Origin of the sequence: Halobacteriovorax sp. DA5 (assembly GCF_002903145.1) — a bacterium.
Taxonomy (GTDB): domain Bacteria; phylum Bdellovibrionota; class Bacteriovoracia; order Bacteriovoracales; family Bacteriovoracaceae; genus Halobacteriovorax_A.
Window position 1 is genome coordinate 64,754 of record NZ_PPDJ01000001.1, and the last position, 14,006, is coordinate 78,759.

Annotated in this window: 10 protein-coding genes; 4 read left to right on the forward strand and 6 right to left on the reverse strand. The window is 37.1% G+C overall.

Features of this window, described 5'->3' with window-relative positions; all coding sequences use genetic code 11:
- Nucleotides 1-3: 3 nt before the first annotated feature.
- The 3 genes from C0Z22_RS00340 to C0Z22_RS00350 all read right to left on the reverse strand — a co-directional run bounded on the left by C0Z22_RS00340 (nucleotide 4) and on the right by C0Z22_RS00350 (nucleotide 3,380).
- Nucleotides 4-909, reverse strand: coding sequence for a GGDEF domain-containing protein (locus tag C0Z22_RS00340; protein WP_103216337.1), 906 nt, complete (start codon nucleotides 907-909; stop codon nucleotides 4-6).
- 111 nt (nucleotides 910-1,020) lie between these two features.
- Entirely contained in the window at nucleotides 1,021-2,247 is a 1,227-nt protein-coding gene (locus C0Z22_RS00345; protein WP_103216338.1) for a hypothetical protein, read from the reverse strand.
- Nucleotides 2,247-3,380 carry an acyl-CoA dehydrogenase family protein gene (locus C0Z22_RS00350; RefSeq protein WP_103216339.1) on the reverse strand — a complete coding sequence of 378 codons (1,134 nt, stop codon included), beginning with the start codon at nucleotides 3,378-3,380 and terminating at the stop codon, nucleotides 2,247-2,249. Before C0Z22_RS00350 ends, C0Z22_RS00345 begins: the two co-directional genes overlap by 1 nt.
- A 228-nt stretch (nucleotides 3,381-3,608) precedes the next feature.
- Here C0Z22_RS00350 and C0Z22_RS00355 point away from each other — a divergent pair, with 228 nt between their 5' ends.
- The gene (locus C0Z22_RS00355; RefSeq protein WP_103216340.1) at nucleotides 3,609-3,788 is read left to right on the forward strand and encodes a hypothetical protein; all 180 of its coding nucleotides are present in this window, start codon (nucleotides 3,609-3,611) and stop codon (nucleotides 3,786-3,788) included.
- 120 nt (nucleotides 3,789-3,908) lie between these two features.
- Nucleotides 3,909-4,595 (forward strand): hypothetical protein, encoded by a 687-nt coding sequence (locus tag C0Z22_RS00360; protein ID WP_146037734.1) that lies wholly within the window; start codon nucleotides 3,909-3,911, stop codon nucleotides 4,593-4,595.
- Here C0Z22_RS00360 and C0Z22_RS00365 read toward each other — a convergent pair.
- Genes C0Z22_RS00365 through C0Z22_RS00375 form a run of 3 tightly spaced genes read right to left on the reverse strand, consistent with a single transcriptional unit; the run spans nucleotide 4,592 to nucleotide 6,652 of the window.
- Nucleotides 4,592-5,143 (reverse strand): hypothetical protein, encoded by a 552-nt coding sequence (locus C0Z22_RS00365; protein WP_103216342.1) that lies wholly within the window; start codon nucleotides 5,141-5,143, stop codon nucleotides 4,592-4,594. The two genes, C0Z22_RS00360 and C0Z22_RS00365, sit on opposite strands and share 4 nt — an antisense overlap.
- On the reverse strand, nucleotides 5,130-5,867 hold the full coding sequence (locus C0Z22_RS00370; protein ID WP_103216343.1) for an OmpA family protein: 738 nt from the start codon (nucleotides 5,865-5,867) through the stop codon (nucleotides 5,130-5,132). Before C0Z22_RS00370 ends, C0Z22_RS00365 begins: the two co-directional genes overlap by 14 nt.
- A 2-nt stretch (nucleotides 5,868-5,869) precedes the next feature.
- Nucleotides 5,870-6,652: a motility protein A gene (locus C0Z22_RS00375; RefSeq protein WP_103216344.1), complete on the reverse strand. Its 783-nt coding sequence runs from the start codon at nucleotides 6,650-6,652 to the stop codon at nucleotides 5,870-5,872.
- A gap of 300 nt (nucleotides 6,653-6,952) precedes the next feature.
- Between C0Z22_RS00375 and C0Z22_RS00380 the strand changes: the two genes are divergently transcribed.
- The gene (locus C0Z22_RS00380) at nucleotides 6,953-8,839 is read left to right on the forward strand and encodes a hypothetical protein (RefSeq protein WP_103216345.1); all 1,887 of its coding nucleotides are present in this window, start codon (nucleotides 6,953-6,955) and stop codon (nucleotides 8,837-8,839) included.
- A 3-nt stretch (nucleotides 8,840-8,842) separates the two neighbouring features.
- Nucleotides 8,843-14,002, forward strand: a complete 5,160-nt coding sequence (locus tag C0Z22_RS00385; protein ID WP_103216346.1) for a fibronectin type III domain-containing protein — start codon at nucleotides 8,843-8,845, stop codon at nucleotides 14,000-14,002.
- Nucleotides 14,003-14,006 lie beyond the last annotated feature (4 nt).

Sequence of the window (14,006 nt, forward strand, 5' to 3'; positions counted from 1 at the left end):
GAACTAGTCGCGATAGAAATTAACCTGGTTTCTTCCACCTTCCTTGGATTTGTATACTGCAGAGTCGGCCCTTTTAAATAGGTCTGTTCCACTACTAACTCCCTGTCTGTAGTCAGAAACGCCAATCGATGCAGTTACCGGTAACTTATTATCGTCGTAAATGAAATCGTGAGTTTCTACCGCCTTTCTTAGGCGCTCAGCGATTTCGTATGATTGTTTAATATTTGTTTTAGGAAGTAGAACAACAAACTCTTCTCCACCATAACGTGCGAAAATATCAGTTTCTCTAATTCCGTTTGAACGGATAACTTCAGCTAGCTCTTTTAGTACGTAGTCACCAGCATCGTGTCCGTAGTTATCATTAAGTTTCTTAAAGTGATCTAGATCGAAAACAATAAGAGAGAGTGGAGTACCTGTCACTTTTGACTTCTTCACTTCAAGATCAAGTTTCTTGTTGAAGAAAGACTTATTGTAACAACCAGTTAGTCCATCTGTATTTGCTTCTAGTTGAAGCTTATCATAAGTAAGTCTCTCTGGATCACCTTTTGGAAGGTATTTAAGTGCCATTGCACCCATCTTAATGATGTCACCTTTTTGAAGATCAGTAGGCGCTTCAACTTTACTATTATTTAAAAAAGTTCCATTTCTAGAACCAAGATCAACTACCTGATATCCATCCGCAGATGAAACTAACTTGAAGTGCTCTCTTGAGATACCATTAAATTCTAATGGAATATCACATTTTGCACTTCGGCCAACAGTAATCTCTTCTGCTTTTAAATCAAAAAGAGTGCCGTTTAAATCACCACCAACAACAAGAAGGGCCGCAGGCTTATCTTCGGCTTCTTTATTCGCTGATGCTAGGGCAGCTTTAATGTCAGTCAATACTAGAGTAGCGTCATCACTCATATTCGTCCTTTCAGTACTTTATAATAGATTGTTTTCCCTGTTGATTTTAACTAGCGCCCCGATTTTAATCAAGATTGGAAAACATTTCTATCTGTCTAAATCGTGTATTTCTCATAGGTTATCAAGCCATTCAAAGCTATATATTTTTCCGGCCTCAACTCCTGGTTGGTTAAACGGATCAATATTTAGGCAATAACCTGTGATAGCTGTCAGGTACTCGAAGAATACAATCAACTTGGCCAAATTTACTTCATTTAGTGTTTCTATTTCAAAAGTAATATGTGGAACTCTTTGTTCTGTTAAAGCTTTTTGAGTTCCGTAGAATTCTGAATCGATTAAATTCTTCAGTGTGTACTTTCCGAGTTTTTGTAATTTCGGATGATTGAATGAATTTCTTAATTCAAAATTGTTTGCGAACTCTTTTACATGGACGAGGATCATTACTTTATTTAACGGGCCTTCCATGAATAATTGCATTTGTGAATGTTGATCAGTAGCACCATAAGAAGGAATTGGAGTTATACCAATTCTTGTTCCATCTTCTTTCTTCTTCCCAAGACTCTCTGCCCATAGCTGTACAAACCAAAATGCAAAGTCTCTCATCTTACTCGAATAAGGCATAATAATAGTTTGGTCATAGCCTTGTTCAAGATGATTTAGAAATGTTGAAGTTACTTCTTTTAGTTCTGATGATTCTTTTAGTGACTGTCCATATTCGAAACCGCTTTTGCAAAGAGCTTGAATATCAATTCCAGCAAAGAGAGCAGGTAATAAGCCTACAGGAGTTAAAACACTAAAACGCCCACCAATATTTGATGGGATTGCCAAAGTTGTAATACCTAGCTCATCTCCAAGATCTCTTAGTTGTGAGTTATCTGGGTCACTTGCAAATACAAAATAATTTTTTAAATCTTCTTCGGCGACTCCTGACTGTACTAATTCATTTGCAAGAATTGCAAAAGAAGCAAGTGTTTCAGCAGTACCACCAGACTTTGATACAACATAGATTAGAGAGTTCTTTAAATCGATACTATCTAGTAGTTCCTTTGTATCGTCTGGATCAATATTATTAAAGAAATGAAAACGACGTTTCATATCTTTTCTTAGTGCGCTTACTAGCATCTCAGGCCCAAGTGCACTTCCACCAATTCCTACTTGGACAAAGTCACGTCGAGAATTAAATTTAGAAAAGATATCAACACACTGTTGTTGATAATATTCTTCATTTAATTTTGAAACAAATTCAAAACGAGGGTTTGATTGAAAGTTTTCAATTTCCTCTAGAATTTGCTCTGACTTGTCTTTATGTTGAATAAAGGAATTAATTGAAACTTTCATTAGGCTCCGTATTCCTTCTTTAGAAGACGAGAGATAACCACTTTTTGAATTTGGTTTGTTCCTTCAACAATTTGAAGAACTTTTGCATCTCTCATAAATCTCTCGACTGGATACTCTTTTGTATAACCAACTCCACCAAGAATTTGAACAGCATCAGTCGTAACTTTCATTGCTGTATCACTTGCACGCATCTTTGCCATTGAAGCAAGCTTTTGATTTGAAGCTCCGTCATCAATTGATTTTGCAGCAGCTTGAACAAGTAGTCTTGCAGCTTCGACATCACAGGCCATATCGGCCATCATGAACTGTAGTCCTTGGAAGTCAAAGATTGCTTGTTTAAATTGTTGTCTTTCTAGTGAGTATTTAATTGCTTCATCTAGTGCACGTTGAGCACAACCGACAGAGATTGATCCAATTGCGATTCGACCTTTATCAAGCCCACTCATTGCAACTTTGAAACCTTCACCTTCTTTTTGAAGAAGGTTAGCGTCAGGAACAAAACAGTTTTCAAATAGAAGTTCACGAGTAGGTGAGATATTCCATCCCATTTTTCTTTCTTTTTTACCGTATGAGAATCCTTCCATTCCGTCTTCTACGATAAATGCAGAAACACCTTTTGCTCCTTCTCCACCTGTTCTTGCCATTACAATATATGTTTTCGCAATTCCACCTGAAGTGATCCAAAGTTTAGAACCATTTAAGATATAGCCACCTTCAACTTTCTTTGCTGTCGTCTTAAGACCTGCAGCATCTGAACCTGCTCCAGACTCTGAAAGAGCAAAAGCTCCAATGGCCTGACCACTAGTTAGTTCTGGAAGGTATTTTTGTTTTTGTTCTTCATTTCCAAAAGTATTTAGAATTGATTGAACCATTGATGAAACAGAAATTGTCACAGCATAGGCCACTGATGACTTTGCAATTTCTTCAAGTGCATAACTATAGTCTTGAACTGGAAGATCAAGTCCACCGTATTCTTCAGAAACAGTCATTCCTGTAAAACCTAGCTCTCCAAGTTCATTGAAGATTTCCATGCGAAACTTTCCTTCGAAATCATCGTGCTCCATATGTGGCTCGATTTTCTCTAGGCGAAAGCGCTTAAGTCCCTCTACAATCTCTTTTTGCATTTCATTCATATCTAAACCCTTAGAATTGTTCAATTAATTATAAAATCTACCTACAGTACCAAATAAATCATAAATGGTTAAATTTTATGAAATTTAATGCCGCTTTCTTGAATTCTTAAACGTAATTACAGTATCTTAGATGACGCAGTGATTAACTAGGTTTTATTTAATGGATTTGTGCGATACAATAGAACAAAGGGTGAAAGCCCCTTCCTAAGCGCATGCAAGGAGAATACAATGAGAAACGACTTCAACCTAGTTCATTCTGAGAATGCAAACGGGAATGCGGAAGAGATTGAGTTAACTAATTCGTTTCCTTATATGCTTCTTATTGCTTCAATGGCCGTAATTACAATCATGCATTTAATTTTATATCCTCTGGCCAAGCAGTTTGCAGCGAGATTCATCGGCTATTAGGTATAACTGCCACAGAATTTAGCCGCCTTAAAACTAGTGTTTTCTACACTAAGTATCTGATTTGATTGATGTCCCAATGAAGTTCTTCGTTAAGTCTCATATCACTTTTATAATTTGATTATGAAAACACTACAAGAATTTAGACCAACTCACAAAAATGTAATTAACAACGGTAAGGCCAAGAAAGCCGGCACGTCTCGTAAGTCAAAGAAGGCTAAAAAGGGGAGCTCTTCTTTTAATCTGACGAACGTGGCCCTTGCTGTTTGTGCAGTTCTTATGGGTGTTGGGCAATATAAAAAGTCTTCAGAAGTAGCAAAGTTAAAAGAAGCGAATGCTTCATTAACTCAAAAGGTTGCTAATCTGCAAATGGACTCGATGAAATATATGGCAGACAAGAAGATTCAAGAGATTTCAAAAGAAACTCTTAAGAGTAAAGTCGCTCATGTGGATTCCTTGAATGCCATTATTGCAAAAAGTAAAACAGATCTAGCAAAAGCTAATTTAGAAATTGAAAGTCTTAAAAATTTAAAAATGTCTGCACTAGAATATAAAACGAAGCTGGCCCAAATTGAAAATGAATACCAGAAGCGTTTAGATGAGCACAATAGAGCAAGTACTGAAACGATTACACGAATGGGTCGTAAGATGATGGCAGAAGTTGATAATGCTAAGACGCGAGCACCAGCAAGTGCTACACGTCATGTTGTTCAATTTAAAGGAAATCAGCCAGTGAATGCAAAAGTACTTAGTAATCAGAAAAGAGCTGTTGAGTCTGATGAATGGAGCTCAAATAATATGGAGTTCTAATTACTTTCAAACTTAGCTAATAGCTTCAGGGCCATATCCTTACGGTAAGCAATATCAACAGGAAGGGCCCTAAAATCCAGATTATCAATCGTACTCATAAACTTCTTATATCGCTTAGATAGGTCTTCTCTTGCTTTACCAATAAAAAACACGTCAAGGAACGTGATATTATTACGTGCAATTTCAATCTCTCTCATACTATTGAAGTAAATCGCCATATTTTCTAAATAGAGTAGAGCAGCAATACTTTGATCTTCATTTGTTGAACTATTTTTTAAGTCACGATCATAGAGAGAGTGAATGAAACTTTCAATCGAATTAATATCTATTGGCCTAGCAACAGAAATAATTTGTGTAAGATCACGTCGAAGACATGATTGATACTTTGTTATTTTATCTTGTTGAATGCATTTGTCGTAATCCATTTTATCTATTCTCTCTTGTGCCACCGAAGGGTTAAGGAATAGGTAAGTTGGAATTGTCACTCCTAAGAATACGACAAATACAACGATAAATTTTATAAAGTCTCTAAGTTTATTTTTTGTCATTAAAATATATTCCGAATCCAAATTTGATTTTCGATTTTGGATCTTTAGGTTCTACAACTTTAATAATAACTCTTCTGTTTGGGTTAAAGAAAATTTTATTCTTATTTTTTTCTTTTAGTTTCTCTAACTCTTCTGGAGTTATAAGTGGCTCAGAGTCACCCTTTGTCGTTGCTGCTAGCGTGCTAGGAGGGAAACCAAAGTACTCAAAACGAGAAAGAACTTTAGCTGCTCTTACTGCTCCTAATTGCCAAGGACCTTCGATGCCCGGAGCAATACTTCTCTCATCAGAGTCAGTGTGCCCCTCAATCATAATTCGATAATTAGGATTCTTAGTTCTGATAATATCAATCATTGTATCAAGTGATTGCATACTACTCTTATTAAGCTCTGTACTTCCTTCAGGGAAAAGAATACTACTTGAAAATGATATGATGAGTTCATTATCTACAATGGAAATCTTACTATTCTTCTCTAATTCAGGGTGCTTTGAAATTTCTTCTGTAAGCTCATTAAGCTTAACTTCCGAGCTTTTAAATTTTCCCTTTTGAAAAGAAGTCGAAAGATCCTTGGCCTTTTTGTTGAAACCGACAGGATCATAATTTGCAAATGCCATCATCAGGATGAAGAAACAAGCAATTAGAGTCATCATATCTGCATACGATACTAGCCAACCACTCTCGTCATCTCCGCCGCCCTGATTTTGAACTTTCTTTTTAATTGCCATTATTAACTCGCAGATTTCCAGTCTAATCTTTCATTAGGTGCAAGGAAAGAGTTAAGCTCTTCTGCAACTAGTACTGGATTAGACTTTTCTAGAATATGTTTAATACCTTCAAGAACGATATTGTCTTTAGCTTCCATTTGTCTTTGAATCTCTTCAAGGTTTTCACTAATTGGGATAAATCCAAGGTTTGCAATGATAACTCCATAAAGAGTTGTAATAAGACAAACACCCATGGCCGGTCCAATCATCTTCATAGCATCTGCTCCACCAAGGTTTGCAAGAAGTACGATCATCCCAATTGTTGTCCCCATCATCCCAAAAGCCGGTGGAAATTTTCCAAGAGTTTTAATCTTTCTAGTATCTTCACTTCTAAGCTGATTCATATTGACAGCTCTTTGCTCAAGGATCTCAATAATTTTTTCCTTTTGAAGAAATCCATCTGCAATTAACTCAAGTCCTTCTTTTAGAAATTCATCGGATGCTTTACCAGGAAGGTTTTCAGCAGCTTCGCCTGAACGATAAGCTTCACAAATTTGCATGATCTCTTTAATAACACCTGGAGAGTCCACCATTTTCCCACCAAGAAATTGTTTGATGAAAATCTTAAGGAGAGCTCCAATTTTATTAAGTTGAAATGCTACTGAAGTCGCAGCAAAAGTTCCTCCAAGTACAATGAAGAGGGAAGGGCCATCGAAGAAAAGTTTTAAGTCACTTGATGACATCCTTAAACCTGCAAAGAGAATTACCGCAGAGAGGACCAAACCAATTAAAGAAAAAATGTTCATTTATTCACCTTTGTAAATATTGATTACCAAAATTTTACTATTTTTAACTACTTAGGTTAATTTCTTCTCAGGTCGACACTTTTTTCCGCCTGAAATTATGCGGCCTCAGATTTCTTAACTTTAAGTTTGTCATGGCATCGGTTGGGGAGCGGTAAGGTTGAACAAATACTAAACTAAATATGCGTTCGGTAATATTTTCCTTTAATTTTAGGCACTTAAAATAATTCTCTTTTTAAACTACAATTTTGAATGAGAAGCGTAGCGTTATTTTTAATTAATGTAAATAAAATGGGTTATCGAATGAATAGAATTTACTTTCTGTTAGGATGTTTTTTACTTTTTGGTTGTGTTGGAAAGGTTGAGGATGCAAATTCTGAATTAACAAAGGGGATTAATGACGGAGAAACAGTCATTAATTACACTGGTATTCAGGATGCAATGGCCGTTGCACATGATAAAGTTGAAATATATTTTCCACCTTCAAATCTTGATCCTTTAAAAGTTACTTATATCATTAACTACGATGGTGCGATTGCTCCAATTACAGTACCTGGGCGTACTCTTGTTCCTGATTATCGTGGTTTTCTTCGTTACACAGTTACTGGTTTAAATATTAATGAACAATATGTTTTTAACGTTCAGGCTAAAGACGATAAAGGGCAGCAGTCAGTTAATGACGCTTTTAAGTCTGTAGCAACTTATTCAAATCAAACAGCTAACTTTACTGGTATTGGTAGCATTAAAAATCTGTCAGGTGGAGCTTCGAAAAACTCTCTATTAATTGAATGGCCAGCGGCAGAGAGAACTGGTGGATACATTCCTGAAGATTCGGATGTTTCAAAGTATGAAGTTGTTTTAATTAATTCTGATACAGCAACACCAGTTGCGTTCGACGACACTTCATTTACAGCACCAACTCGTATTGTAAACTATGTTGATGGAAAAAAGATTTCTCAACAGGTAAATGGTCTTCTTCCAGGTACAACTTATTATGTGAGAGTTAGAGGTATTCACCACGGATTTAGTAAATTTAGTTCTGATCCAAGTTATTATTATGAAAAGAATAATAACTACCTATCAGCTACTACACTAAGTGATAGCGTGGGGGACATACAAGTTGATCTAGATTCTTTTGAAGTAACAACTCCTAGTAATAGTACTGGAAAAACCTCTCTTGATTTAAGTTGGGCAACAGGGATCGGAGCAATCGATCATTACCGAATCTACTATAAAGAAAATGGAACAGGTGAGGCGTGGTCGACATATAAGAATAGTCGCGATGATATTTGTAATGGTCAGGAAACGACAGATCCGGCTTACTTTTGTAAGCAAGTTACATACGAGGATAGTAAGTCAAAGCTTGTTGAGCTAGAGCCTTATACTTCTTATGAAGTATATCTTATTATGTGTTTAGATTCTTTATGTTCTCCGGGGAAGTCAATTATATATAATTCTCCGAACGTTTATCGTACAAGCCCTCCGCTTGTAAGCTTTTCAGGAATTACTGAAATTAATAATCCACGATACCATTGGGCCCTTAACGAAATCTACTTAAGCTTTGAACCTGTAGATCTAGCTAGTGGTGTAATTGATGGGATGTTAATTGAAGTAAAAGGGAGAAGTACTGGTGAGCCATTTATTGATACATTCATTAACTTTCCAGATGGTAATAACCCTACATCGCTAAATCCATCAACTCTCGATTTTACTAATGGAACAGAAGTTTCAATTAGAGGGATCGACATTAACTCGACTGAAGAGTACTGCTTTGCTTTATTACCATTCGTTTACGTTGGTGACGTTGTTACACCTAACCGTGACTCAGAAGTAGTTAGCTGTATTGTTCCGCAGGTAATGACTCCTACATATGAAGACTTTACTGGAATCAGTTCTTTATATTTTGATAGTTCAAATAATTCCGCAGCTATTTCATGGACTCCTCCTGAAGAGGGTGTCTACGACCGATATGTTGTCTTTATGAAGACAACCACTGGAACTTTTAGTTTTAGTGATGCTGTAAATGGGAATAATGATTACTTAAGATTTGAGGCCGAAGAGAATGCTGTTGGTATAACAATTCCTTTTATTCCGCCTGGGACATATTACTTTGGTGCACTAACTTATCTGTACCAAGAAGACAAATACTCTGAATATAACAATAGTATTCAAACACTGGTGGTTGAGTAATTTATGAAATTTCTATCTATTGTACTAAGTTTATTATTACTTGCTGGTTGTGTTGGAAAAGTAGAAGACGCTAATCTTGAAAAAGCAAGAAACGCTGAAAGTGGTAGGCAGACATTTCAATTTGCCGGTATTTCAAAAGTCATACCAATTTCAAATGATAAGATTGAAGTTTATTTCTTTCCTGCGACTGGACCTGCTTCTGAGTTAACTTATCTTATTAAAGTTAACGATGCGACGATTCCTATTGAAGTTAAAGCCGACTCTTTATCAGTTAATGATGAAGGGATGTATCGTTTCACTGTAAGAAACTTAAATGTAAACACTGAATATACATTTTCTGTTGGTGTAAGAGACGGAAGTACTGGAAGTCAGAGTGAGAACGATGCAACATTAAGTGCTAAAACATTTTCAAATTTTACTGCGGACTTCGCTGGTATTTCGAGTGTTGAGCCATTGGTAGGTGCTGCTGGCCAAAATACTGTTCTTGTAAAATGGGTACCAGCTGTGACTCTAGGATCAACTTATAATCCTATGCCTAACGATCCAATCGCTTATGAGGTTTCATACATCGCTGCTGATGATGGAACAATTTCGGACTTATTTAATAATACACATCCTGCGATTCAAAGAGATCTAAAGCCTGGCGAAGTAACGGCTTCAACAGGTGGAACAACTGAAAGAGAAAGACAAGTTACGGGATTAATGCCTGGCAAGCAGTATTATTTCAGAGTTAGATCTATTCATAAGAGTTACGGTATTTATCAAGATACACAAGGATATCGTTTTGAAGAAAATAATAAAATTATTTCTGTTACCACTTTAGGTTCAGGAGGGCTTTTTGACTGGGATACCCTATCTCTAAGAGCAACAACACCAGACAAGAATCTAGGTCTAACTTCAATTGATTTAACTTGGGCCCCTGCAGTAGGGCCATTTGAAAATTATAGAATTTATAATTATAAACTTGGTGAAGCCGAGGAAGACGTTGATCTTGTAAGAGCAAGAATTCCTGAAGAAATTGATGCTTCAATTATTGATCCTCTTAACTTGGCCGGTGATTACAGAACAGCTGATGCAGAAGAATTTTCAAAAAGGATAGGGAGTTTAGAAGAGTATGATTACTACCTAACTTTTGCGATTGCTTGTCGAACTCTAACATGTGGTGATGGTGAAAGAATAATTGGAAAACCTGTTTTCTACCGTGCAATTCCAAAGCTTGCTTCTTTTTCTGGAATTTTAGGGATTCAGAGTCCACAAGATATTAACAACCTTAATCAAATTACAATTAATTTTGATCCACCTGTTATTGAAACAGGGTTTCTAAATGGATTTGATATTTACTGTTATGAGGGTGAAGGTGATGCGAGTCCAACACTTTTGAATTTTAATGTTGCAAATGCAAGTGGTAAGGCATCGTGTGATGGACTTATCAGATTAGATGATAACCCAGGAGACTATGCAGGATTTGGTGCATATACAAGTGTACGTATCCAAGGAAACTTTTTTGGAGCCGGGGATACTGTTGCTGATAAAGAATATTGTTTTGCGGCCGTTCCTAGTGTTACAGGAAATAACTTTTCACTTAATGATGTTGATAACGCGATCGTAAAGTGTATTACTCCAATTGTTAAGGTTCCTACTGTGGAACAATTTCCTGGTGTAATTAATGCATGTAACACTGGTGCCGATTACATTACAGTAAGCTGGGATGCTCCTACTGGTGGTATCTATGACAAGTATGCTGTTTTCTATAAAGAAAAAGATGGGAAAGTATTTAAGTATACAGATGCTCTAGCAAATGACCCTGCCTATACTAGAGTTGATAATATTGTTGCGACAACTTATACATATACAATTCCATCTCTTGTTCCAGGTAAGATTTATCAATTTGGTGTTCTTCCTTATATTGACGGAGCATCTCCGATTTATGCAGATATCAATACTGGATTAGGTGAGTGTAAGATTGAAGTACCTAAGCCAAGATTTGAAGAGTGGGTTGATATTTTTGCCATTGGTCCTAAAGCAAATGGAATGGTTACTCCAACGGGACCTGATCGTAAAAAAGACTATATTTTAGAAACTTTAAATGATAGTGGACAACCAATTGAAGTAGAAGTAGATCCTGCTACACTAGCTCCTACAAGTGGTTTTGAAGATCAATTTGGTATTGCAAATGGTAGTACTCAATTTAGTGGTGCTTATGGATCTAAAGATGGAGTGACAACAAACTCACTACATCAATACTCGAACTCTGGTATCATTCGTATCGCTTGGAAGGATGTAACGTTTACAAGTGGAACACTTTCGATGCAAACTTTCATAGATGCCTATGAAACTGGTTTACAAAAGAAAGATCATAAAATTGGATATCGTGTTTATCGCTCTGATGATAATAAAATCACTTGGAAAGATATCACAAGTGGTGACTTTGATTACCAAACTCTGACGAATAAAGGTTTACTTCACCCAGTTGATTACACGGAAAGAAGTCGTACTAATGAGGTACTTGAAACATATCGTGCCGTGATGTTTACAGACTATTCTGTAAAGCATATTCAAGCGGGTGATGACTTTAATCACGCTCGTGTTTACTACTATAAAGTCGTTCCAGTTTTTAGAGGAGTTGAGCTCGAGTATGAAAGAGAGACAACTAACCCTCAGCATATTATTAAGGTTGTCCTTCCTCCTGAAAATATGGCCCTTGTTCACCGTTTTATGGCAAACCGTCAGCAATGTCGTGAACTTGGAAAGGTTCATTCAAGAGATATTAGCCAGAAATATACTTGTTCTTGGAATGGGGTTGGGGCGAGAGGTCTAACATCTCCATGGATTAAAGGTTCAACAGTTTATGATTTTGGTCCAAGTATGCTAATTGACCGTTTTGAGCTAGGTTGTAATTTTACGAGAGGGGATTACGCATATGAAAGAAGTAATTTCTCTGGAACAATTCCTAATTTTACAGGTTCTAATGATCTAGGTTCTGGTTTTGTGGGTTGCTTTAACGGAAATTCTCCGGGGTACACTTCTGGTGTTAATCACCCAAATACTGGCGAGTCTTATACAGATCGTAGTCAACTTCGTGTAGGTGATTGCTTTGGTGAAGATACAGCTTCAATTGCAATTACAAGTACTACATGTAGCGATCCGGATACTGCTGATCGTAGAGATTTTGTTGCACCAGGAGTTAGTGGTGATTTTACTGATTGTACTGATCCGGCCAATATTGCGACAAACTTCTTTAATCCTTATGGAGGAAATGGAAGTTATGCTTCTTATAATGTGCAAAGTGAGTTTGCGGCAGTTTACTACTCTCGTAATGCTTTAAAGACTTATGAAGATCGTATTAGTCATGGTTACTACAGAGGAGCTGGTGGTGCCGCCCTTGCTGATGGTAATAACCTGAGAAATAAAAACACACTTGGACCATCTCGTTGTATGATTAATATTCCTGTTTCGGATTCAACTGACGGTGATAAGCTTAAGCCGAGATGGCTTGCTGTAAATAATCTTTCAACACTTGCTCATGGGGTAGATGATGTCGACATTCTTGATATGTCGATGAATGATATTCTTACTAATAATAAGTTATTTGATTCAGGAATTAATGCAACTCCTAGTCCTGCTTATACAAATGTTGATACATCACCACGCTATCGTGGAGATACAAAACTATCTCGTGTTTTCTCTTCTAATGATTCAAAGCTTCCTCCATTAACGGGGCTTAGTCAGACGCAGGCCAATCGTGTTTGTAATTCATATGAAGTAAAGATTGGAACATATGATGATGACGCAGAAGAATTTAAGCAAATTGGCCCGGTAAGAGAAAAGAGGCTTATGCGTCGTGGAGAAGGGATTACGGCAAGTCGTTATCCTAAAGACTTTGATGAAGCAGCTGTAGCTGAAGTTGAGACAGGAACAAGAAATGATGCTCCTGTAACAAGTGGTGTGAATTTTCAAAATTCATGTAACGTCTACGATAGAGATGTTATCAGTGGAGCAGCGACAAATCAGCAAAGGTCAGGTGATCGCCTAATGATCAATATGCCGAGTAGTTATCAGGGAACAGTGACGACTCCGCGTCGTGTACCATTTATTACTGGCTCAAGTTTCTATGATAATGGTGGGGCACAATTTACGACTCAAGCTTGTACATCTCGCTTTGGTGTCCAAGATATTATTGGAAATAAGGCGGAAATTTCATCAGAACAAATCTTTTGTGGTTTTGATAGTGAAAAGCTAATGCTTGGAGCAGGACTTGCTTCAAACTCTGTTGAGGTGCCAAATGGTGCTAACTATCTTAATACTTTAATTTCTTGGGTTATGTCTGATACTGATACTGGGCGTTGTTCATTTGTTGAACCAGGTGGTGCAAGAGGTGGTAACTATCTTGTAAACGGTGCCTTTACACCTATCTTTGACCTATTTGGAAACGTGAATACGGGAGTTGCAGAATCTGTAAACTCATTGGACCCAGGAAGTGTTAGTTATTATAGAAATGGTGACGGGTTCTTCTTAGACTTTGGGCAAGATAATTTTGCGCCTAAGCTTTCAATTAATGACACTCTGGCCATTAAGTGGGATCAGGATGTTATTAATCGTGCACAAGATATCTCAACAGACCCTCGTCGTGGCCGCTACTTTAACCCAATTCTAGGTTTACCGCTGGAATGTCAGGGAAGTTTATGTTCTGAGAGTTTGGATAATATGTCGATTTCTCTTGAAACTTTTGTAACGGACTTTAGTCTTGATCCATCATCAATGGATATTCCAAATTTCCCTGTTGGTGATAGTCAGATTTTTTCTGATGGGATGTCTGAAATTTCAATTGCTCGTAACCGTTATATTTCTCCTGCAAGTAGAGAGTATTTCTACGACTTTGTTGAATCTGTTGACCCAGCAACGGATACATATGCCACATATTCAAGCACACACGCTGGAGCGCTAAAGTCATCTCTTGATAATGATGGAACTGCGGTTGACTACGTAAGATGGAGCCTTTCTCGAGAAACTCCTATCTATATGCTGAATTTTGGAGAATCGAACACTAAGAGTAGTGGTCGTTATTCAGCAAGATTTAATGCTAGAAACGAATATGATCAGATGAGAAATGAGTATGCAGCAGTAAGGTGTGTTGTGCGCATCGAAGATGAGTCTTATCAATAAGGTA